Origin of the sequence: Streptomyces olivochromogenes, from assembly GCF_001514115.1 — a bacterium.
Lineage (GTDB): Bacteria > Actinomycetota > Actinomycetes > Streptomycetales > Streptomycetaceae > Streptomyces > Streptomyces olivochromogenes.
Genome location: NZ_KQ948469.1, coordinates 1 through 21,735, shown reverse-complemented (window position 1 = coordinate 21,735; position 21,735 = coordinate 1). Strand labels below are relative to the sequence as shown.

The following is a 21,735-nucleotide window of genomic DNA, read 5'->3' as shown; positions in this document are numbered from 1 at the left end:
CGCATCGGTGCGGCGGCTGGTGGCGGGATGGTCCAGCAGTCCACTCCGCGAGCCGAACCCGCCAGCGGACTCATGTGCGACGCATTCGGAACGCAGGGACGGGAACAGACCCGAAGCGCGGGCCGGGAGTGATCCCGACCCGCACCCTATTGGTTGGCACTCACATCCGCTGGAGGTCAGCCGAGCAGCTTGCTCGCCAGGGTCGCGGCGTTGTACGAGCCCCATCCGGTGGTGAAGTCCCAGCCGGTGGCGGCGGAGTAGGCGCCGTTGCTGCCGCTGGTGACGTCGTGGAAGCCGGTGCCGCTCGCCGTGTAGAGGGCGGGGTTGGCGAAGCCGAGGTTGGCCTTGCCGGCCGCCGCGGCCTGCTGGTTGTACAGCGCGGCGAACGCCGCCCACTCGGGCGCGGCGGCGCTGGTGCCGCCGACCGAGCTCCAGCTGCCCTGCGAGTAGATCGAGACGCCGGGGCTGGGGTTGGCGTGGGCCGAGACGTCCGGTACCTGACGGTAGCCGCCGCCTGCGCTCTTCTGCACGGCGGTCTGCCAGCTGGGGATCTTGAAGACGGAGGACTTGCCGCCGCCGCCCCCGGACCAGGCCACCTCCTTGCTCCAGGCGTTGGACGAGGTGACGGTCAGCTTGGTGCCGCCGACACCGGTGACGTACGGGTCGCTGGCCGGGTAGTCGACGGAGGTGCCGCCGTCGCCCGCGTCGTCGGAGCCGTCGTCTCCTGAGGCCGCGTAGAAGCCGAGGCCCTCGGCGGCGCCCGCCTTGAAGACGGCGTCCACGGCGTTGATGTTGGATGTGGTGCGCGCGCTCTCGGCGGCGCCCCAGCTGATCGACGTGGTCGGGATGCCGCTGTCGACGATGGCCTGGTAGGTGTCGACCTCACCGGCGTCGGAGTTGGGCCCCTCGAAGACGGTGACGTTCGCCTTGGGGGCGATCGCGTGCAGGACCTCGATGTCCAGCTCCACCTCGACCTGGCCGTCGCCGAGCGAACCGGAACCGCCGTCCACCTTCTGCACGGTCGGAGTGGGCGAGCCCAGACTGTAGTTGGTGTCGTACTTGGTGATGTTCGACTGCTGGAAGCCGTCGAACTCCAGCAGCGCGATCTTCTGGCCGCTGCCGGTGTACGTACCGGAGACGTTGTAGCCACCCTTGAGCTGTAGCGGGGTGTAGCCGCCGCCCGGGCCGTTGCGCGGGGTGACGGTGGAGGGCGCCTGGTGATGCAGCTGGGCGCGGTTGTTGAGGCCGGCCACGTCGCTGACGAGGGAGGCGATGGCGGTCGGCAGGGTCGGCGCGGTGTCGTTGGCGTAGAACGCGCGGCCCGACGCTGCGTCCTTCCAGGTCGACAGCTTGGTGCCGAAGGCCTTCTCCAGCTGGGCGGCGGTACCGCTGGCGTCGACCAGCAGGTTCCCCGAGTGGACGGTGCCGACGGTGAGCCCCTGCGCGTGCAGGTACTCCTTGAGCTGCTTGATCTCGGCATCGGTCCGGCCGAATCGGGCCGCGAACTGATGCTTCGTCAAGTAATGCCCGTAGGAGCTCGACCGCGGGTTGCTGACCTGGGCGACGAAGGTGTCGAGCGCCTTGTCGTTTCTGGGGGCCAGGCTTATCGCCACCGATATCCGCTTCCCGGCGGCGACGCTGCCGGTGTGGGTCGCGTTGTGGTTCAGGCCCTTCAGGACATCTCCGGTGATGGCCGCGCGGGTCGAGTGCGGCTGGGGGGTGCCGGCGGCGTAGGCGGTGGGGACGGCGGCGGCGAGCAGGGCCGGCACGGCGACCAGGCCGAGCAGTTTCAGGCGTGACTTCACTGAAGTCCTCCGGAGAGTGGGGGTGGTGTCCCGGAAGCGGAACGGCTTCACCGTAGGAACATCAGCCCCACCCGCATAAGCGGGGGAACCCTTGCGTTGCGTGTTAACTGCGGATGTCACGTGAACTGCGGATGTCACGTCAACGGCGTGTGCCGCGCGTACGGGGAATCCGGACACGGCCGGGCTGACTTGTCATCACCGCCTGGGCCGGGGGCTTGACTTGGTCGTCCTCGCCGGAATCCACGGCCGCCCCGGACGCGATGACGGCTACCGCCATCGCATGGGCCAGCGCGGTGCGCGAGCGGACCCCGACCTTGCGGTAGACCCGCGACAGGGCACCTTCCACCGTCTTGACGCTGATGAACAGCTCTGCGGCGACTTCCCGGTTGGTGGCCCCGCCGCCGACCAGTCCGGCGATCCTGGCTTCCGTGGGGGTGAGTTCGGGCCCGCCCGCGCCTGCCTCGCCGCTCCGCTCTCCGGCTTCCAGCCGCGCCAGTTCGTCCCTGGCCCGCGCCGCCAGCGGAGCGGCGCCGATCAGTGTGGCGGTCTCCAGGGCCTCGCCGAGGACCGCACGCGCCGCGTTCCTGTGGCGGGCGCGGCGCTCGACCGCGCCGAGCGCGATCAGGGTGCGTACCAGCTCCACGGGCAACGGAAGTTGGCGTAGGCGGTCCACGGCCGCACGCAGTCGTACCGCCCCCTCCTTCGCCCGGCCGAGCCCCGCCTCACGCAGCCCCTCCGCCCGCTCCAGAGCTGCCACGACGCTCCCGGGCGCATCGCCGGACGCACGCGTGCGGGCCTCGCGGAGCACGGCCCCGGCCGCGTCCGTCTCGCCCAGGACGACCAGGGCCTCGGCCAAGTCGCTGTACCAGTGCAGCAAGGGCGGGTCGGCGGCGGACATGGCCTCGCCGAGTTCCTTGACGCGTTGCAGCGCCTCGACCGCGGACGCAGCCCCCCGTGGGTCGCCGACGAGCAGCTCGGCCTGCCCGAGCACCGCCAGCGCGCGCAGCAGGAACAACCGGTCGCCGTCCGCCTCCGAGGCCCGTACCGCCTGCTGGGCGAGGTGTCGGGCCTCGTCGGCGGTGCCGCCCGCGGTCGCCGCGAGCGCCGCCGCATACAGCGCCGGAGCCGCCTGTACGCCCGTCTCGGCCATGGCACGCGAGCAGCGGGCGGCGGTGCGCAGCGCCTCCCGGCAGTCCCCGGAGCGCACCTGAATACGGGTCAGCGACACCAAGGTCGCCATGACCTCCTCGACCCCGGCGAACTCGCCTATTTCCGCAAGGAGTCCGCCGACCTGGTCCCGGGCCTCGGTCACCTTGTCGGAGTCCAGGGCGAGGATCGCCCGCATCCGGATCAGCCCCCAGCTCTCCGGACCGGCGTCGGCGCCGCCGACCAGAGTGAGTGCCTCCTCGAGCGCGGCGTCGGCGGCGACCGGTGCCCCGGCCAGGGACCGCACCCGGGCCAGGGTGGCGAGCGCCCCGATCCGGGTGTCGATGTCGCCCGCGTGGGCCGCATGCCGGGCAGCGCGCCGGGCATGCCGGGCCGCCTCCTCCAACTCCCCGCACAGCAGGCCGCGTACCGCCGCCCAGTGGTGCAGCCATGCCTCGGCCGCCGGGTCGCCGTCGGCGTCCCGGAGGCCCTCCTCGATCAGGTCATGGGTGCCTTCCAGGGCCTGCCCGGCGTTGCGCAGCAGGATCAGCCGGGCCCGCACCCGCTGCCGTGCGGAGCCCGACTCGGCGAGGACGCTCTCGGCCGCCTGGCCCGCCTCCTCCAGTTGTCCGGCGTCGCATGCGTACTCGGCCGCGGCCAGCAGCCGGTCGGCGCGATCCGCGGAGCGGTCGCCTGGAGTGCGTCGGACAGCGAGCTCGGCCAGTTCGAAGGCGGCGTCGGGTGCGCCGTGGCGGCGTGCGGACTCGGCCGCGGACATCAGCGTGCGGGCGGTGGTCTCGTCCTCGTGCGGGTGGGCGAGAGCGAGGTGGCGGGCCTGCTCCACGGGCTCGGTGACCGATTGAGCCAGCAGGGCGTGTGCCTGCCGGCGGCTGTACTCCGGGGCGTCGGCATAGACAGCGGCCCGGATCAGCGGATGGCGGAAACGTATGGTTCCGTCGGCGTCGGCCGTCGCGACACCGAGTCGTTCGGCCTCCGCGAGGTCCGCGGCGGGGTCATGGAGCCCGGTGGCACGCAGCAGAGTGAGGCTGGGGCGGGCGGCGGCGCTCGTGACGAGGAGGGTGTGCCGCACTGTTTCCGGCAGCGTACGCGCCTGGTTCAGCAGGAGGGTACGTAGCCTTCGGGGTACGGGCAGCGTCCGGCCGAAGCCGACGGGCCCTCCCTCGCGCGTGGCCGCCCGCCCCAACTCCAGTGCGTACCACGGGTTACCGGCAGCGGCGTCCTGGATGGCCCGCAGCACCGCCGGCGGCAGGTCGGCACCGATGCCGGTGCGCACGAGGTGTGCCACCTCGCCGTCCGCCAGCGGCGGCACGGGAAGCTCGACCGTGCCCGGCGGGCAGCAGCGCAGCCGTTCGGGCTGCTCGCCGTCGGCCACCCGCTCGGCGGCCACCACGCGTATGTCGAGGCCCTCGACGCGGCGTACGACGAAGGCGAGCACCTCGGCGCTGGGCCCGTCGAGCCACTGGAGGTCGTCGATGACCAGCAGAACGGGGCCGGTGGCGGCGAGGTTTCGCAGCACTTCCAGGACGGCGACGCGCACCGCGAGACGGCTCTGGTCGTCGACCGGTTCCCGGCCGCGCAGCAGGGCCGCCCGCAGAGCCGCCCGGGGCGCGGGCGCGAGCGCCTCCAGGCAGCTGTCCGGCACGCGCGCGAACAGGTCGATGAGGCCGGCGAACGGGAGCCGGGTGTCCTCCTCCGCGGGCGAGCAGTGCAGCACCGTGCCGGCCGGCCGGTCGTGCGCGGCCAAGGACGCCAAGAGGGCGGTCACGAGCACGGACTTGCCGATCCCTGCGGGACCGTGGAAGAGCACTCCGGGACGGGCCGTCAACTCGGCCCGGGCGGTGTCGAGCAGCTCGCGGCGCCCGGTCAATGACCGTAGTCCCATGGCAGCCGGCCGCCCTTTGCCCTGGTGGTGGCACTCGCGGCCGTCGCGCACGCTGCGCCCGGTGACGGGCAACGACCGGCGCCGAGGGCGGAGCCGTCGGCTCGGCGAGTGGAGCAGGTCCCAAGGCATCGCAGCATGTGCTCATGACAACCTTCGTGGATTCGGCTTGTCAATGACGTCTGTCACGCCGCCTGTACGCCAGTTCCCTGCGGGTGAGCGTCACAAAGTGCTCAGAGGTCATCGGGAGGTCTTGGCGTCTGTCGCTACGAGCAACGCCCTCACCGGACAAGCGATATGACGGACACTCATACCGAACCATGACGGCTGATGGCGCGGGTCGCGTTCCGCGGTCCGGGTGTTGCTGATTGCCACGTGCCGGCGGGGATTGCGTGTATCGCGAGCGTATCGAAAATCGCATACCCCACCGCAACGGCCCTCCGTCTCCAATGGGGGCATGAACCACGACGCATCCCTGTCAGCACCAACCCGCCGCGCGCGCAGGATCGTGCTCCTCGGCCTGGCGGTCCTCGGCACGGCGAGCGCCGTGTTCGTCGTGCGGCGGCCGCTCATGATGTCCGCTCCGAGGTGCATGGCCGGGCGGTGGCACGGCTGCTTCGACACGTTCAACGGTGTGGTGCTCATGACGTTGGTCGCGCTGCCGTTGGCCGCGTTGGTGGTGTGGGCTCTGGCGAGCCGTCGGCGTGCCGCCGGCGTCACATCGGCGTGGGCGTGGCGCAAGTCGCTGGCCGAGGTGGGCATGGTCCACGGGACGGTGCCGTTCCTGTGGCTGACCATGATGCCGGGCGGCGGGGCCGGCACCGTGCCCGCCCGGGTGAGCCTGGTACCACTGCGGGACCTGGTCACGATGGGGCCGCTCGGGATCGTCGGCAACCTGCTGGTCTTCGCTGCGCTGGGGTTCTTCGCCCCGATGCGGTTCACGGCGCTGGCGTCCCTGCCGCGGATCCTGGCGCTCGGGGCGGGCTGCTCGGTCCTGGTCGAAACCGCACAGTACGTCCTGCGGCTCGACCGGGTGTCCTCCGTGGACGACGTGCTGGTCAACGCCGTCGGCGCCGTGCTGGCCGCGCTGGCGTCGCGCCGCTGGTGGCGCACTGCGGCGGAAACGCCGTCGGACCGGCCTCGCCCCGCGCCGGCACCGGCAAGCTGAGTCGCGTGTCCGGTGCGCACCCGTCAGTGCACCCGTCAATGCACCGGGCAGTGCACCCGTTTTTGCATACGTCGGCGATAAGCGGTGCTGCTTAGGCTTCAGACATGCGCGTACTGATCGTGGAGGACGAGCCCTACCTGGCCGAAGCCGTCCGTGACGGCCTGCGGCTGGAGGCGATCGCCGCCGACATCGCCGGCGACGGCGACTCCGCCCTGGAACTGCTCGGCGTCAACTCCTACGACCTCGCTGTCCTCGACCGGGACATCCCGGGCCCCTCCGGCGACGAGGTCGCCCGGCGCATCGTCGCCTCCGGCAGCGGCATCCCGATCCTCATGCTCACCGCTGCCGACCGGATCGACGACAAGGCTTCCGGGTTCGAGCTCGGCGCCGACGACTACCTCACCAAACCGTTCGAACTGCGGGAACTCGTCCTGCGGCTGCGGGCGCTCGACCGCAGGCGCGCGTACGCCCGGCCCCCGGTCCGCGAGATCGCGGGCCTGCGGCTCGACCCCTTCCGCCGGGAGGTCTTCCGCGACGGACGCTACGTCGCGCTGACCCGTAAGCAGTTCGCCGTCCTTGAAGTCCTCGTCGCCGCCGAGGGCGGGGTCGTCAGCGCCGAAGAGCTGCTGGAACGGGCCTGGGACGAGAACGCCGACCCCCTCACCAACGCCGTGCGCATCACCGTCTCCGCACTGCGCAAACGGCTCGGCGAACCATGGATCATCGCCACGGTGCCGGGTGTCGGCTACCGCATCGACACCAACCGCCCCGGCAGTACGCATGCATAGACGCCCAGGGCTCAGCGCCCGACTGAGACTCACGCTCAGCTACGCCGGGTTCCTCGCCGTCGCCGGTGCTCTGCTGCTGGCCGTGGTGTGGGTGTTCCTGCTGCGCTACGTACCCGACAACTCCCAGGGCCTTCTCGGGATCTCGCCCAACCGCTACCTCCTTGTGCACACCTTCGCCCCCGCCGCGGCCGTGGCGATGGTCTTCCTGCTCGTGTTCGGCCTCGTCGGGGGATGGATCCTCGCCGGCCGGATGCTCGCACCCCTCACCCGGATCACGGATGCGGCACGGATGGCCGGGAACGGGTCGCTGTCCCACCGGATCCGCATGAAGGGCCGCCAGGACGAGTTCCGTGAACTCTCCGACGCGTTCGACTCGATGCTCGAACAACTCGAGTCCCACGTCGCCGAGCAGCAGCGGTTCGCCGCGAACGCCTCCCACGAACTGCGCACCCCGCTGGCGATCTCGCGGACGCTCCTCGACGTCGCCCGCAAGGACCCCACGCGGGACCGGGGCGAACTCATCGAACGCCTGCACGCTGTCAATACGCGGGCGATCGACCTCACCGAGGCCCTCTTGCTGCTCAGCCGCGGCGACCGCGGAAGCTTCACCCGCGAGAGTGTCGACCTCTCCCTCATCGCCGAAGAAGCCGCCGAAGCGCTGCTTCCCCTCGCCGAACGGCGCCGGATCACGCTCGACGTCACCGGCGGGGCGGCCCAGACCAGCGGCTCCGCGGAGCTCCTGCTGCGGATGGTGACGAACCTCGTCCAGAACGCCATCGTCCACAACCTCCCCGTCGGCGGCACCGTGACGGTCCACACCGAGGCGCACGGCGACACGAGCGTGCTGCGGGTCGAGAACACGGGCCGTCGGCTCCCACCGGAACTGGTACCGACCCTTACCGAACCCTTCCAGCGCGGAACGGAACGCGTACGCACCGACGAACACGTCGGCGTCGGCCTCGGCCTGGCCATCGTGGACAGCATCGTCCGCGCCCACGACGGGACGCTCGACCTCCTCCCGGGCCCCGCCGGCGGTCTCCTCGTCACGGTCCGGCTTCCCGGCACGGCGTAGGCAGCGCCCCCGCCCGGGAAGAGAAGCAGAAGCTTGTCGCCCGGCATGGGTACGTCCAGGTCTTTCACCCGTGACGCCAGCTCTTGTCGAAGTGCCCGTGATGAGGGAGCGCGTGGTCGCGGGGGACGGGAGGACCTCTCCGGAGACCACGGTGCGGATGCCGTCGAGGGGCGCGTCGGCGGTGGTGCTATTCCCGAGGAAGCCACTCGCGCCGACGCGCAGCGCCCGAGCGACGTGCTCGTCGGTCCGGAACGTGGTGAGGATGTCGGTTCGGAACGTGGTGAGGATAAATAGTCGGGTGCCCTGCAGGTCGGCGGCGTCGGCGCAGCCGGCATCGGTTGCGGCGAGGCCGTCGGTGGCCTCTGCGACCACCTCCGTGTCCTCTCAGGAGTCGATCAGGATCACGCCCGCGCCGCGACAACCACGCCACGCCTATCTGCGGCGTCGGGGGATCAAGCGAGTGGGGGGACTTCGGCGAGCGTGGCGCCGGAGACGAGCCGGGGCCGCCCGCCCCTTCAGCGTCCGGGCGGCCGTGCCGACCAGGGCAAGGGCACCTTCGGCGGCACAGCCAGACCTGGTGATCGGCGCTCCCGGCCGTGGGGTGCCGCAGGCGCGGTAGGAGTGCCGCCTGTCGGCACGGGCGCCGGGGCGCGATGCGGTGTATCCAGGACATATGGTTTCTGGGCGACTCGGTAAAGATCACGGTTTGTCAGGGGAGCCACGTCATGCCCTGCTGGTGGTACCGATCGCGTTGATCGCGATTGTCACGGTCGTCGACATACTCGCTCCGCCCAGCGTCCACCTCGGGCCCTTTCTGGTCGCCGCACCCGCTCTCACGGCGTCGTTCGCCGGGCCCTGGGCGACCGGCCTCGTCGGCGCGCTCGCCGTCCTCGCCCAGACCGTCGTCGCGGTGATCCGCACCAGCCTTATCGATCTGAACCACACCTTCCAGCTCATCGTTCTGATCCTGATGTCAGCGCTCGTGACCTTCTTCGCCCACCTGCGAGGACGCCACGAAAGGCAAGTGAGCCAGCTCCGCTCGGTGGCTATGGCCGCACAAGAAGTGGTGCTCAAGCCGATTCCCCACCGGATCGGCCCGTTGCGCATCGCCTCCGTCTACCTGGCCGCGGAGACCGAGGCGCAGATCGGCGGCGACCTGTATGCCGCAGCCCGTACGGCCAAAGGAACGCGGATCGTCATCGGCGATGTCAGGGGCAAGGGCCTCGAGGCGGTCGGGGATGCCGCCCTCCTTCTCGGCGCATTCCGGGCCGCGGCCCACAGACAGGCCGACCTGCCCGCGTTGGTCGCCTTCCTGGAGGGAACCGTCTCCTCGGACCTGGACGACCCCGCGGCCCCTCAAGGCGAGGCCGAGGATCGCGGAGAGGCGTTCATCACCGCCGCCGTACTGGACGTCCCGGACCACGAGCCGGCCCTTCACATGATCAACTGCGGGCACCCCCCGCCCCTGCTGCTGCGCGGCGGCCAGGTCGGCCTGCTCGAGGTGCGCCACCCGGCACCTCCTCTGGGTCTCACCGAATTCGTGGAATCCCAACTCGTCCCGGAAACATTCGCCTTCGAGCCCGGCGACATCGCCCTTCTCTACACGGACGGCGTCATCGAGGCCCGCGACCGGAACGGCACGTTCTACCCACTCGCGGAACGGGTGGCTGGCAAGTCCGGCAAAGGTCCCGACGCTCTCCTGGCCCACCTGTGCGCGGACCTGTTGCACCACGCCGGCGGCTGTCTGGATGACGATGCCGCCATGGTGGCGATCGAGCGCATGCCGGGGCCATGGTGAGCTGCGACAGGAGCAGCCCGCGCCTCAGGCGGCCGAAGCGCCCGCTGCCTGTCCTGCCTCGGGTCATGGCAGACGATGCTCCGGACGCCCGCGGCGGAGAAGCATGCAGCCACATGGTCCCCGTGGGCGCTGTGGGGTGGACGAGTTCGTCTTCCGCGAGGGCTGCGCCTACGGAGCTGTCCTGGTCGGCGTCGAGGCGGGCCGGGTCGTGGAGGGGCTGCCCGATCACACCTCGGTGACGTTCGCGGCCTGGCTCAAGGACCATCCCGGCGTGGAGACCATCTGCCGTGACCGGGCCTCCACCTGCACGACGGCGGTCAAGCTGCACGAAGGGCCGTCGAGCAAGCCGCCCCGGCGCACCGGAAGTCGCTGCCGATCTCGACAGTCACCGGCGCGGCCACCCTGCCGCTGGAGTGGATCCGCCAGGCCGAACAGGATGCCCCGAAGACGATGCGGGGCTTCGCCGGTTCCCTCGGCCAGGACCTCGACGCCGTCACCGCGGACCTCACCCTGCCGTGGACTTCCGGTGTCGTCGAGCCCCCTTCGAACTTTTCCGGACAGCGTCCTCCAGCAGTTGACGGCCGGCGGTGAGGGGGTGGGCCGCGGCCCTCGTTCACCGGCGGCGAGGAGAGGCCGGAACACGTCGCGACATCCGGAGACTTCCTCGTCCTGACCTTGTCCAGCACCGATGCCCTGGGGGTATCGCCGCTGACGGAAGAGGTCTTGGACGCCGACCGCGGCACGGAGACAGGGTGGAGGAGCGGCGGAATCCCCCGCCGCCGATCACAAGGACCGTGAGAGCGATGCAGATCTTCATCACAGGCGGCAGCGGCTACATCGGACGCTCCACCATCCAGGCACTGACCAGGCACGGCATCGGAGTGACGGCGCTGGCGCGCAGCGAGCACGCGGCGCGCACCGTGTCGGACCACGGTGCCACCCCGGTCGCGGGGGCGCTCAGCGACACCGATGTCCTCCATGAGGCGGCCCGCAGGGCCGACGGGGTCATCCACCTCGGAGTGGACTACGCCGAGGGCACCGAGGACGTCGACCGCGCGGCGGCGGACGCGCTGCAGGACGGCGCGGGAAGCGGACCCTATGTGCACACGGGCGGGGTGTGGGTGTACGGCGACACCGACGGGGTCGTCGACGAGGACGCCCCACTGAGCCCGCCGCGCATCACCGCCTGGCGACTGGAGAACGAGAAGCGGGTGCTCGCCCGGGCCGCCACCGGAGGGCACCCGGTGGTGGTGATGCCAGGGCTGGTCTACGGCCACTCCGGCGGACTGGCGCAGTCGTTCTTCGTCGAGCCGGGGCGCACCGCGGGTGCCGTGCCCTGCATCGGGGACGGCTCCAACCACTGGGCGCTGGTCCACGTCGACGACATCGCCGAGCTGTACGTCCTGGCTCTGAACGCCCCGGCCGGTTCCGTCTACGCCGGGGTCGGCGGCCAGAACCTTCCGCTGGCGGACGTCACCCGGTCCCTCAGCCACGCCGCCGGATGCCCGGACCGGATCGAGTCGCTGCCCGTCGAGGAGGCCGTACGGCGGATGGGTCCGATCGCCGAGGCGTTCGCCCTCGACCAGCAGTTCAGCGGGGCCCGGGCGCGCCGCGAGCTCGGCTGGACGCCCACCCGTCTCGACGCCCTGGCGGAACTCGCCCAGGGCTGAGCGACCAGGGAGCCAAGGGCTGAACAACCGGGGAAGGGGGTGCCCGACCCATCGGGAAGGCGGTGCCGAATGCGGGGCCTGGAAGTCATCACGGCAATTCTCGCGACCGTGCTGGCCATGACGTGGCTGGCTCGCCGCCTGCGCTGGAACGAGCCGGTCCTGCTGGTGGCGGGTGGCTGCCTGATCGGTCTCACCCCCGGGTTCCGCACGCTGGTCCTGCCGCCCCCGGTCGTTCTGCTGCTCTTCTTGCCACCCTTGCTCTACTGGGAGTCGCTGACCACCTCGCTCCGCGAGATCCGGACGAACCTGCGCGGGATCGTGCTGCTGGCGACCGGCCTGGTGCTGGCCACCGCAGCCGCCGTGGCCGGGGTGGGGCACGCGCTGGGCCTCTCCTGGCCGCTCGCCTTCGTCCTGGGCGCCGTCGTGGCCCCCACCGACGCCATCGCCGTGCAGACGGTCGCCCGACTCCTGCCCCGCCGGATCCAGACCGTCCTCCGGGCGGAGAGCCTGATCAACGACGGCACCGCACTTGCCCTCTACGCGGTGGTCGTCGGGGTCGCCGTTCAGGGACAGGCCGTCACCTGGTCGGGCACCGCCGCACGCTTCCTGCTGGCCTACGCGGGCGGTATCGCGATCGGCGCCGCCTGCGCCGCGGCCGTGGTGGCACTGCGCAGACGGTTGCGCGACCGCGTGCTGGAGAGCGCCCTGGCCGTGCTCACCCCGTTCGCCACCTACCTGCCCGCGCAAGTGCTGGGCGTCTCCGGCGTCCTGGCGGTGGTCACCTGCGGGCTCATCCTCAGCCAGGCGGGCCCCAGGGTGACCAGCGCGGGGGCCAGAGTGCAGATCACCGGCTTCTGGGAGGTGAGTACCTTCGTCCTCAACAGCGCCCTGTTCGTTCTGGTGGGCATCCAGACACCCGCCATCGTGAGCGCGATCGGCTCCGCCTCACTGGGACACGCCGTGGTCACCGCGTTGCTGGTCGGCGGCGTGGTGATCGCCACGCGCCTGCTGTGGCTGTACTCGGTGCCCTACCTCCTCCGCGCCGTGGACCGCCGCCCGGTCCAGCGCACGCTGCGCTCCGGTGCCCGGGAAAGGTTCCCTGTGGCCTGGAGCGGGGTGCGCGGGGCGGTGTCGCTGGCGGCCGCCCTGGGTGTCCCGGCCACCACGGCCGCGGGTCGGCCGCTCGCAGGACATTCCCTGGTGGTCTTCACCGCCGTGGCCGTCATCCTCGTGACGCTGGTCGTCCAGGGCACGACCATGCCCGCGGTGATCCGCTGGGCCGGACTCCGCGGAGATCCCGACGAGACCAGCGAGGAACGCCGCGCCCATCGTCGGATCGTCAATGCCGCGCTGGAAGTCCTTCCCGACTACGCCGACCGCCTGCACGCGCCGCCGGAGACCACCGACGCCATCGGGAGCGAACTGCGCCAATACGCTGCCGAGGACGCAGGACCGCCCGACACCGGGCCCGGCGTGCGCACCGGGCTTGAACTGCGCCGCGCCCTGATCGGCGTCAAACGCAGCGCCCTCATCAGCCTGCGCGACCAGCGCATCATTGACGACATCGTCCTGCGTCGGCTGCAGGCGGTCCTGGACAGCGAGGAGATCAGGATCGAACTGGCCCTGCGTGCCTTCACCGGCCGACCACCCTCACCACCGGCCGACGACACGGCCGATGCGCGCGGCGGGGCGGCAGGGGAGTGAGCGACCACGTCCGCTCTACGCCCCACCTGCGGGTACGGCGTGCCGATGGCGACCACGGCGCCAGGTTCGCACGGCCGCTGACTGGGCGTCACGACATGATGTCCACCAGGACCTTGCCGACCGCGCCGTTCTCCAGCGCACGGTGCGCGTCGGCGGTGCGGTCGAGCGGAAAGCGGACCAGCGGCAGTCCGTGTTCCTCGCCGACCGGGGTCGGGCCGGGTGTCGCTGGCGGCGTACTCGCCGAGGACCGCGGCGCGCTGGGCGAGCACCTCGCGGGCGGCGGCTTGGACCAGGTCGGTCTTGTTGCTGTAGTGGGCCTAGATCGAGCCGGTCGAGAGGCCGGAACCGCAGGGTGGCACCTGGTGGTGGGCAATGTTCCCTGCGGTGGTTGATCACAGCTGGGTCAGTGAGTCCAGGAGTGCACGGCCATGCGGCCACGGGCCCAGGCCGCCGGCGGAGTTGATGTGTCCGCACGCGCCCGCCGGATGCCATCGCGCTGCCCATCGCTCCGCGAAGTCCACGGCTGCCTCGGGGCTGCAGTACGGGTCGTTGGTGCTGCTCACCACCAGGGCCGGGCACGGCAACGGTTGTGCGGACAGCCCGATGAACGTCGGGGCCGTCTGACGTGGGAACGCCGGCCCCTGCGGGTCGGGCGGCGCGACCAGGAACGCGCCGCCGATCGGGCTCGACGGGTTTCTGTTCAGCCAGGTGGACGCCGTCCAACAGCCCAGGCTGTGGGCTACCAGCACAACGCGGCTGTCCTGGCGGCAAGCATCGTCGTACGCCCTCTGGACAGCGTCGACCCAGTCATCCAGGTCAGGGGAGGACCACGAGGCAGGGGAGATCCGCACCGCTGAGGCTCCCCACTGTTGCTCCCACAAGGTCTGCCAGTGCTGCTCGTCGGAGCCGTCGATGCCGGGGATGATGACGTACGCGACCACTGCTTGCCACCGTTTCACTCGTCGCCCCCTGCGATCCTGGGGGTGTCTGGAGCTGATTCTGTTGGAAGCAACAGAACAGCGACAGCCACGCAAGCGATCTCAAAGAAGATGGTGCGGACAACGATGGAATCACTTGACCGGATCGACCGGGACATTCTTACCTTGCTCCAGGGCGAAGGCCGGTTGACCGGAGCGGAGGTAGGACGCCGAGTCGGACTGTCGCAGCCCGCGGCCAGCGCGCGCATCCAGAGGCTGGAGAAGAACGGCGTCATCACCGGCTACCGGGCCGAGGTTGACGCCGCGGCACTCGGTCTGAACATTCACGCGATCATTCGCTTGCGCACTACGCATGCCCAGCTCTCTCGCGCCCTGGACTTGGCTTCCCGGATTCCCGAGGTCGTCTCCACCCTGAGAGTCACCGGCGAGGACTGCCTCATCTTCGACGTCTACTGCCCGCAAGCAGGACGACTCGAAGAAGTCGTCGACGCACTTGCCCGCTACGGGCCTGCCACCACGTCACTCGTGCTCCGCGCCTACCCCCCGAAGCCGCTGACCGACGCCACGTCAACAACGACGTGACCTGCTTCAACCGGCCGTTCGAGGGCCGACGCCTTCGCCAGGGGAGCACTGGCGTGAGTGCTGCCGTCGACCCGCGGCCCACCGCCCCCTTCTTCAGGCGGCCCACCGCACCCCTTCTTCAGGAAGGTGTCGGCTGCCTTCAGGAAGGTGCCGGCCGATTCGAACTCGAGCAGGCCGCCGACGGCGATCTCGGCTGTGGTGCGCGGCGTACAGTTGCCCCATGGCTCGGCCTCGACAGTTCGACGAAGAAGAGGTTGTGCGGGCTGCCCGCGATCAGTTCTGGTCCGTGGGCTACAACAACACCTCCATCGACGACCTGAGCGCTGTGACAGGCTTGGGCCGGGGAAGTCTGTATGGAGCGTTCGGGGACAAGCACGCGTTGTTCCTGCGGGCTCTCGACAGCTACAACAGTGACGCGTTGGAGGCCTGGCGCTCAGCTCTGGGCGGCCCCGGACCGGCCCTGCCCATGCTGGAGCGGCACGTACGTGATGTCACGGCGGGCATCATCGGGGACGTGGAACGGCGCGGCTGCATGATGGCCAAGATCGCTGCGGAACTGTCGGCCGTCGATGAGGGTGTTGCCGAGCGAATCGCCGAGGTCGTCCGCGGACTGCATGGCGCGCTGCGCGGCTGCATCGCGCGGGCCCAAGCGGAAGGGTCTCTGGATGCTGACGCGGATGCGGACACCCTCGCCGGTCTCTTGCTTGCCGTGCTTCGGGGCCTTGAGGCCCTGGGCAAGGCGGGAGCCACTCCCAAGGTCGTCAACGGGGCCGCAGAGCAGGCCTTGGCGCTCCTTCCCCGCGTTTCGACGGACGAGCATGCGCCGGGTGTCAGGTCCTCGACCGGTGCCTGATCGTCGCCACGGCACCACAATTCGCCCGTCACCGCCGCGCAGCGACCAGGTGTCACAGAGGGACACAGGAGCGAGCGCCACGCGGGTGTCCGATCCTTGACGCAGCCGTACGACATGTGGGGAGTCGGGGCATCAACGCCCGGCTCCTGCCGACGGCTTGCCGACGGTCACCAGGACTCCTGTACGGGCGGCGGCTACCAGGGACGGACGAGGACGGTGCCGGTCTTGCCGGGCCGTACCGCGTGCTCCAGGGCGTCGCCCAGCTCGTCAAGGCCGTACGTGGCGGCCACGTCGAACTGGTCCTTGAGCGCGAGCCTCGGACAGCCACCGGCCGATGCTCTTGCCCCGTAGCGTCAGCGACTTGTGCAGCAGCGTCGACGCATGTACCGAGATCGGCTCCTGGGCTATCTGCCCGTAGCTGACCAGCTTCCCGCTCGGTGTCAACAGGTCCAGAAGGCGCTCCGTCAGCTTCCAACCGATCGGGGCCAGGGCCACACTGACCGGGCGGCCGTCGGCTGCTCGGCGTATCTCGTCCACCCAGCCAGGATGCTCCGTCGCCACGACCGGCACGCCCGGGAATCGCTTGCGCAGTTCGGCAGCACCGCGGTCGCCGCGGACGACGTCGGCGAGCGCCAGGTTGTGCATCAGGGACACGCCCGTCAGCAGCCGCCCGACCGACGAGCCCGCGGCGGTCCGCACCAGAAGACCGTCGTATCCGACGGCCGGGTGATCCTGCGCCTCACGGCGCAGCGTCACCGTGGTGAGCGGGTTCACCAGCGTCTGCGCCGCGACCTCGTCCGACAGCTCGTCCGGTACGGCGACGACCGCCCCGGCATCCGCCACGATCCACTGGGACCAGGCCCCCGGCTGAGGGAAGACCGTTACGCGGCCGCCGACCGTGACGCCCGGCGCCACGTCTGTTCCTGGACCGATTGCCTCCAGCACGCCGGTGGCCTCCACGCCGGCGGGCACCGGCTTCGACGCCTCCTAGGGGTAGGCCTCGACGGCCTGGAGATCGCCGGGGTGCACCGGGAAGGCGGTGGTGCGGATGAGGACCTGACCGGGCCCGGGCGTCGGCTCCGGCTCCCCGATGACGGTCAGGACGCCGGCCGGCGACCCGCCACGGGTGTAGACGACACGACGGTTCATGATGCTCCTCCTGAGCGCCGGAGTGTGTGTCAGTCGACGTCCTGCAGCAGCAGGTGCTGTCGGCATGCCGGGGGTCCGCGGCGATGAACGGAGCGAACAGGGTGTTGACTGGTGGGGGCGGTACGACGTCGGTGACCACACGGGCAGCACGTGGGTTGTCCGCCACCTGCCCGGCGCCCGGATCGTACTGGGCGACGGGAGACGACCTCGGCACGACCACGGAGCTCAGCGACCTGGTGCTCGGCGAGTTGGGCGTGGAGGCCTGCACCGCCATAGGAGACGAGGAGCAGCGAGGTGTGGTCGCCTGAGACGATCAGCACCATGCATGGGTCGGACAGCGGACGGTGTTCCCGGGTGTCCAGGGTGCGCTGGATCACCGGCCGGAGGGAGGGCACGTGCGCGCGGGCCGCGATCTCTGGGACGGCACCGCGGCAGCGGGTGTGCTCGTTCATGCTCGACGCCACCGCGCGCCCGAGCGACTGCCCGTCCTACCGCGACGAGGTTCGCCTGCGAGGTACGCACCTCGCCTCGGGTCTCGCGCAGCGTCGGTTCATCCCCATGGATCACCGAAGTCCCCGCCTCCTCCAGTGGGCCGCTTGCTCGAACGCGAGAACACGAGTCACCTCGAGTGCTCGACCGTTGGTCGGCGGCACAGAGGAAATAGCCGAGGCCAAATACCTCCACATGGAACCAACTGTCACGGCCGCGCTCATCTGCTATCACAGACTCCCCAAAATGAAATGGCCTGGAGCTCAAACCAGTTCGGGTTGAGGTTCCGGTCGCCGCGCTGGTGCGGCCTTCGGATCCCACAGCTTGGCGGTCTGTACGTAGACGTGGACCACTGAGGCCATCGCCAGAATGAGAAGTGGCCCGGACACCCACGGATGTTTGGCCATCTCCAGCGGCAGAAAGCGATATGACACCAAGAGCGCAGCGAAGACCGTAGCGCCGTAGGTGACCAGCTGGATTCCTGGCCGATCCCAGCCACGGTCGAGCGAGCGCAGTGCTGCGTCGACCGTGAGTGCAAACACCACGCCGGCGACGAGATCCACGCCGTAGTGGTAGCCGAACCCCAGCGTTGCGCTGAGCGTGGCAATCAGCCAGAAGGTGCCTGCGAATCGCAGAGTTCGTGGGCCCATACGGGAATGAATGAAAATCGTGGTAGCCCATGCTGTATGCAGGCTGGGCATGCAGTTGCGTGGGGTGATCACGTCGAATGGCATCTGGTGCGGGGGATTGATCGGCGGCGGTGTGTTCGGCCACACGTTGGCCACCGCCCAGTGCCCGCCGTCGGCGCCGTATGCGAAGACCGGTCCCACCACCGGGAAGATCATGTAGATGGCCGGCCCGAGGAGGCCGATGACGAGAAAGGTGCGTACCAGATGATGGCCCGGGAAGCGGCGCTCGACCGCCACGTTACGCAGTTGGTACAGCGCCACGATGACCGCGGCCACGGCAAGCTGAACGTAGACGGTGCCGAGAACATGGGCTCCGATCGGGCCGGTGGCTGTGACAATCCGGCCCACCAGCCACGACGGGTTGCCCAGCGCGTGATCGGCGGTTGCCACGTACTGGTCGAGCACCGCCGGGCGAGTCTTCGACGTGATGAGGAGCCAGGCGTCGCCGGTCTTGCGGCCGGTCACCAGCAGCAGGCCGAGGCCGACGCCCTTCAGCAGCAGGACACGCTCCTGGCCGGTGCGGCGCGTGACGGCGATCACCGCGTAGCCCAAAATCACCCACAACGCGCCGTTGCCGAAGGGGTGGCCGTCGGTCACCTTGGCGTCGAACGCCCACCGCACCAGAAAGATGGCGATGTCGATACCGACCGCGGCACCAGCCGCGATGAACCGTTGCCGCCAGGTGAGCACCACCATCATCAACGCCATACCGGCGTACAGCAGGAAACCCGATTTGGGGGCGAATATCACCTCCCGCGCCTGGTTGGTGATCGGCCCCGGCAGGCCGTAACGACGCGCGGCGATCTCCAGCGCGATGAGGAACCCGAGGGTCGTCACACCCGCCACGGTCCACAGCATCGCCCGCGGTTGGCGCCACGCAGCGAACGCAATTCTGCAGTTTATTCGCGAAAACACCCGCGATGATCTCGATATCAACTGTTTTGGCCGTTTTGTTAGATGGTGGCTAAGTAGATCGATCATGCTATCGGAGTGATGCGGGTGGGTTCAGCTGGTTAACGGATGGAGCGAAGGTCAGTCGCACCTGCGCTCGACGGTCCAGCGTCTCGGGAATGACCATGAAACTCCCGCCGCCCCACGGACATCGAGGGCGTCACGGGTTGCCCAGCGGCTCCGCCGCCGTGAGGCCCGTTCACTTGCCCCGCGAGGATGAGGTTGTGCGGGCGGGCGATGCCGAGCATGACGTGGTGGACGCCGTCGCCCCTGAGGCGGCAGTCGCAGAGGATCTTCCGGGTCTCCGTGCGGGCGAAGGTGTACTTGACGCCGGACCTATACGTGCGAGCGGTTGTGCTCCTGCCTCCAGCCCAATTCGGAAACGCGCCAGCCGTCGAGAGACAGGGAACCCTTTTCCTCTCGGCGGTCCTTTCCGGGGGAGAGCCGCGCGCCGGTGCCCGTAAAGCCGTAGTGCACCCAGAACTCGTACGGAAAGGCGGAAACCGGCGGTGGCAAAGGCATCGGTCATCACGTGCAATGGCTTGCGCCAGAACCTCATCGGGACGGACTGCCCGTTGAACGTCCAGTCGAAGGTATAGCTGGTGGTCACAATGCGGTCGGGCCGAGGGGGCCCTTTCTCTCGGGCTGCTCGTTCCTGCACGCCGTCTCGCCGGCCGTAGCGTGCGGACCGGTGAGAGTTCGCCGTCCTCACCTCCGAGGCCAGGCGAGCGCGAGTTGACCCTCCCCTTACGTCAGGCTTGAGGCTGTATGCCGACGAAAGGGCAGGTGGATGAGTTACTCCGTGGGACAAGTCTCGGCCTTCGCCGGGGTGACGGTGCGTACACTGCATCACTACGACAAGGCGGGACTGCTCTCGCCCAGTGACCGCAGCCACGCCGGCTACCGGCTCTACAGTGAGGCTGACCTGGTCCGTCTCCAGCAGATCCTCTTCTACCGTGAACTCGGCTTCTCCCTCGATGAGATCGCCGCGATCTTCAAGGATCCGCAGGTGAACCCCCTGGAGCGCCTCCGGGCCCGGCAGCGGCAGTTGAGTGAGGAGATCGCCAGACTGCAGCGGCTGGCCGAGGTGGCGGAACGGGCGATAGAGGTCCAGAAGACCGGGGTGTCCCTGACTCCTCAGGAACGTTTCGAGGTCTTCGGTGAGATCACCTTCGACCTGAGCTATGCCACCGAGGCAGAGCTGAAGTGGGCGCACTCGCAGGGACAGCGCGAGGCGATGGCACGCGCGACTGCCCACACCAAGGAGGATTGGCGCCGGCTCATGGGCGAGGCCGCCGCCTGGCGCGCGGAGCTGCTCGCGGCCTTCGACGAGGGGGAGCCGAGCGACGGCGAGCGCGCCATGGACCTCGCCGAGGAACACCGCTTGCACATCTCGCGCTGGTTCACCTCCTGCCCGCCCGACATGCACCGGCGCATCGCGGACGACTTCGTCGCCGACCCGCGCGCCTTCGCTCTGGTCGTACCGCCGTCGCAGCAACGGCCGGGCCTGGCTGCCTATACGTGCAAGGCGGTCCACGCCAACGCGGCCCGCCACGCAGGTGGCCGTACTGATTCCGAGGAAGAGGGCCGATGAGGATCCTGATCGCCGCGGCTGGATCGCGCGGCGACGTCGCGCCCTACACGGGCCTGGGCGCCGAACTGCGCCGGGCTGGGTACGATGTTGTCCTCGCCACCACAGACACCTTCGCGCCCCTCGTACGCGACGCAGGGCTGGAATTCCGCAGTCTCCCCGCCGACCTGCGGGTGCGTGGCGGCGTTACAGGCAGACGTGAACTGATGCGCACCGCTGCCGCCTTCATCACCGAACTGGGTCAGGGTTTCGCCGACGCGATGGACGATGGCGCGGACCTGCTCCTGCTGTCGACCACCACGGCCCCGCTCGGCTGGCACCTCACCGAGGCCACGGGCACACCGAGCCTCGGTGTGTATCTCCAACCCACGGCACCGACGGGCGACTTCCCGCCCGTCGTCACAGCCTCGCGCTCACTGGGCCGTCTCGCGAACCGAGCAACCGGACGCTTTGCTCTGCGGATGGCCGACCGCGTGTATGAACAGGCGGTCGCAAAGCTGCGCCATCGCCTCCAGCTGCCCGCGGCCTCTCCCTCCGAGATGCGTCGGCGACAGGAACGGGCGAATTGGCCCATCTTGCACGGCTTCAGCACGGCCCTGGTGCCCCGTCCCTCCGACTGGCGCTCTGGCCTGGAGGTCGTGGGCAACTGGTGGCCCCATCACGACGCGGCCGAACGGCTGCCTACGGACCTGGAGGACTTCCTGCGTGCCGGACCCCGGCCCGTCCTCATCGGCTTCGGGAGCATGGCGTCCGGCGACGGGGAACGGCTGAGCGAGATCGCTGTGCGAGCCCTGCGCCGCGCCGGGCTGCGCGGCATCCTCCAAGCCGGCAGTGCCGGGCTCGCCGCCGACGGCGACGACGTACTCACCATCGGGGACCTACCACACGCCCTGCTGTTTCCACGGCTGGCTGCGGTGGTCCACCATGGCGGGGCCGGCACCTCGGCCGCCGCGTTGCGCGCCGGAGTGCCCGCCGTCACCGTACCGGTGACTGCGGACCAGCCGTTCTGGGCGGGGCGACTTGCCGCCCTCGGCGCCGCCACCGACCCGATCCCCTTCCGGTCCCTCACTGCCGAACGGCTTGCCGACTCACTCGACCAAGTAGTGACGCAGCAGGCATACGTACTAGCCGCCGCAAGAGCGGCGCAATACCTGGAGACCGAGGACGGAGCAGCCCAGGTGCTCAAGGCCATCCAGCAGCTGACCGACGGATGACGCCATTCTGTTCCTCGTCCTCATCACTCGACACTCCGCCGGCCTGCACATCGGATCACGATCTGATCCAACAGGACAGGGATCAGTCTGAGCGGAGTGGGGCATTGAGCCGGGTCATCAGTTCCCGATGTGCTGCCCGGGCGGCGCTAAGCTCCTGATCGCATTGTTCGACGCGGCAGGTTGGGACACCGGCCATCCGCTCGAGCGTCTTCGGGATCACCAAGAACG

At 69.9% G+C, this 21,735-nt stretch carries 17 protein-coding genes and 3 pseudogenes; 11 read left to right on the top strand and 9 right to left on the bottom strand.

What is annotated here, in order from left to right; translation table 11 throughout:
• Positions 1-176: 176 nt before the first annotated feature.
• Together AQJ27_RS38025 and AQJ27_RS38020 are read right to left on the bottom strand one after the other, a co-directional pair.
• Entirely contained in the window at positions 177-1,805 is a 1,629-nt protein-coding gene (locus AQJ27_RS38025; protein WP_067379206.1) for a S53 family peptidase, read from the bottom strand.
• 139 nt (positions 1,806-1,944) lie between these two features.
• The gene (locus AQJ27_RS38020) at positions 1,945-4,854 is read right to left on the bottom strand and encodes a helix-turn-helix transcriptional regulator (protein ID WP_067379205.1); all 2,910 of its coding nucleotides are present in this window, start codon (positions 4,852-4,854) and stop codon (positions 1,945-1,947) included.
• A gap of 454 nt (positions 4,855-5,308) precedes the next feature.
• Here AQJ27_RS38020 and AQJ27_RS38015 point away from each other — a divergent pair, with 454 nt between their 5' ends.
• From AQJ27_RS38015 to AQJ27_RS37990, 6 genes are all read left to right on the top strand, one after another.
• The gene (locus tag AQJ27_RS38015) at positions 5,309-6,019 is read left to right on the top strand and encodes a VanZ family protein (RefSeq protein ID WP_067379203.1); all 711 of its coding nucleotides are present in this window, start codon (positions 5,309-5,311) and stop codon (positions 6,017-6,019) included.
• A gap of 104 nt (positions 6,020-6,123) precedes the next feature.
• On the top strand, positions 6,124-6,807 hold the full coding sequence (locus AQJ27_RS38010; RefSeq protein WP_067379200.1) for a response regulator transcription factor: 684 nt from the start codon (positions 6,124-6,126) through the stop codon (positions 6,805-6,807).
• Positions 6,800-7,879 (top strand): sensor histidine kinase, encoded by a 1,080-nt coding sequence (locus AQJ27_RS38005; RefSeq protein ID WP_067379198.1) that lies wholly within the window; start codon positions 6,800-6,802, stop codon positions 7,877-7,879. Before AQJ27_RS38010 ends, AQJ27_RS38005 begins: the two co-directional genes overlap by 8 nt.
• A 673-nt stretch (positions 7,880-8,552) precedes the next feature.
• The gene (locus AQJ27_RS38000) at positions 8,553-9,677 is read left to right on the top strand and encodes a PP2C family protein-serine/threonine phosphatase (protein WP_067379195.1); all 1,125 of its coding nucleotides are present in this window, start codon (positions 8,553-8,555) and stop codon (positions 9,675-9,677) included.
• 803 nt (positions 9,678-10,480) lie between these two features.
• Positions 10,481-11,347 carry an NAD-dependent epimerase/dehydratase family protein gene (locus AQJ27_RS37995; RefSeq protein ID WP_067379193.1) on the top strand — a complete coding sequence of 289 codons (867 nt, stop codon included), beginning with the start codon at positions 10,481-10,483 and terminating at the stop codon, positions 11,345-11,347.
• Positions 11,348-11,416: 69 nt separating this feature from the next.
• Positions 11,417-13,051 carry a Na+/H+ antiporter gene (locus AQJ27_RS37990; protein WP_067379191.1) on the top strand — a complete coding sequence of 545 codons (1,635 nt, stop codon included), beginning with the start codon at positions 11,417-11,419 and terminating at the stop codon, positions 13,049-13,051.
• 392 nt (positions 13,052-13,443) lie between these two features.
• Here the strand turns inward: AQJ27_RS37990 and AQJ27_RS37985 are convergent, their stop codons facing one another.
• Positions 13,444-14,010 (bottom strand): RBBP9/YdeN family alpha/beta hydrolase, encoded by a 567-nt coding sequence (locus AQJ27_RS37985; RefSeq protein ID WP_235613737.1) that lies wholly within the window; start codon positions 14,008-14,010, stop codon positions 13,444-13,446.
• A gap of 105 nt (positions 14,011-14,115) precedes the next feature.
• Here AQJ27_RS37985 and AQJ27_RS37980 point away from each other — a divergent pair, with 105 nt between their 5' ends.
• Positions 14,116-14,571, top strand: coding sequence for an Lrp/AsnC family transcriptional regulator (locus AQJ27_RS37980; RefSeq protein ID WP_067379619.1), 456 nt, complete (start codon positions 14,116-14,118; stop codon positions 14,569-14,571).
• A gap of 220 nt (positions 14,572-14,791) precedes the next feature.
• Positions 14,792-15,424 carry a TetR/AcrR family transcriptional regulator gene (locus tag AQJ27_RS37975; protein WP_067379187.1) on the top strand — a complete coding sequence of 211 codons (633 nt, stop codon included), beginning with the start codon at positions 14,792-14,794 and terminating at the stop codon, positions 15,422-15,424.
• Between the two features lie 267 nt (positions 15,425-15,691).
• Here the strand turns inward: AQJ27_RS37975 and AQJ27_RS37970 are convergent, their stop codons facing one another.
• Together AQJ27_RS37970 and AQJ27_RS59160 are read right to left on the bottom strand one after the other, a co-directional pair.
• Positions 15,692-16,396 (bottom strand): MDR/zinc-dependent alcohol dehydrogenase-like family protein, encoded by a 705-nt coding sequence (locus tag AQJ27_RS37970; RefSeq protein ID WP_235613736.1) that lies wholly within the window; start codon positions 16,394-16,396, stop codon positions 15,692-15,694.
• Between the two features lie 15 nt (positions 16,397-16,411).
• On the bottom strand, positions 16,412-16,573 hold the full coding sequence (locus tag AQJ27_RS59160) for a hypothetical protein (protein ID WP_235613735.1): 162 nt from the start codon (positions 16,571-16,573) through the stop codon (positions 16,412-16,414).
• A gap of 131 nt (positions 16,574-16,704) precedes the next feature.
• Between AQJ27_RS59160 and AQJ27_RS56695 the strand changes: the two genes are divergently transcribed.
• Positions 16,705-16,881, top strand: a complete 177-nt coding sequence (locus AQJ27_RS56695) for a hypothetical protein (RefSeq protein ID WP_159064494.1) — start codon at positions 16,705-16,707, stop codon at positions 16,879-16,881.
• On the opposite strand, the pseudogene AQJ27_RS59155 reads toward AQJ27_RS56695, so the two are convergent.
• The 4 genes and pseudogenes from AQJ27_RS59155 to AQJ27_RS59145 form a co-directional block, all read right to left on the bottom strand.
• Positions 16,852-17,061, bottom strand: a pseudogene (locus tag AQJ27_RS59155) (tRNA (adenosine(37)-N6)-threonylcarbamoyltransferase complex transferase subunit TsaD); the annotation flags it as partial. The gene AQJ27_RS56695 and the pseudogene AQJ27_RS59155 sit on opposite strands and share 30 nt — an antisense overlap.
• Before the next feature lie 264 nt (positions 17,062-17,325).
• Entirely contained in the window at positions 17,326-18,609 is a 1,284-nt protein-coding gene (locus AQJ27_RS37960; protein ID WP_067379182.1) for a phosphatase PAP2 family protein, read from the bottom strand.
• A gap of 299 nt (positions 18,610-18,908) precedes the next feature.
• Positions 18,909-19,071 (bottom strand): annotated as a pseudogene (locus AQJ27_RS59150) (IS5/IS1182 family transposase); the annotation flags it as partial.
• Positions 19,072-19,192: 121 nt separating this feature from the next.
• Positions 19,193-19,330: pseudogene (locus AQJ27_RS59145) on the bottom strand (SAM-dependent methyltransferase); the annotation flags it as partial.
• Positions 19,331-19,492: 162 nt separating this feature from the next.
• On the opposite strand from AQJ27_RS59145, the gene AQJ27_RS37955 reads away from it, so the two are divergent.
• On the top strand, positions 19,493-20,296 hold the full coding sequence (locus AQJ27_RS37955) for a MerR family transcriptional regulator (RefSeq protein ID WP_067379178.1): 804 nt from the start codon (positions 19,493-19,495) through the stop codon (positions 20,294-20,296).
• Positions 20,293-21,507 carry a glycosyltransferase gene (locus tag AQJ27_RS37950; RefSeq protein WP_067379176.1) on the top strand — a complete coding sequence of 405 codons (1,215 nt, stop codon included), beginning with the start codon at positions 20,293-20,295 and terminating at the stop codon, positions 21,505-21,507. The genes AQJ27_RS37955 and AQJ27_RS37950 overlap by 4 nt, the downstream gene beginning before the upstream one ends.
• Positions 21,508-21,735: the final 228 nt, after the last annotated feature.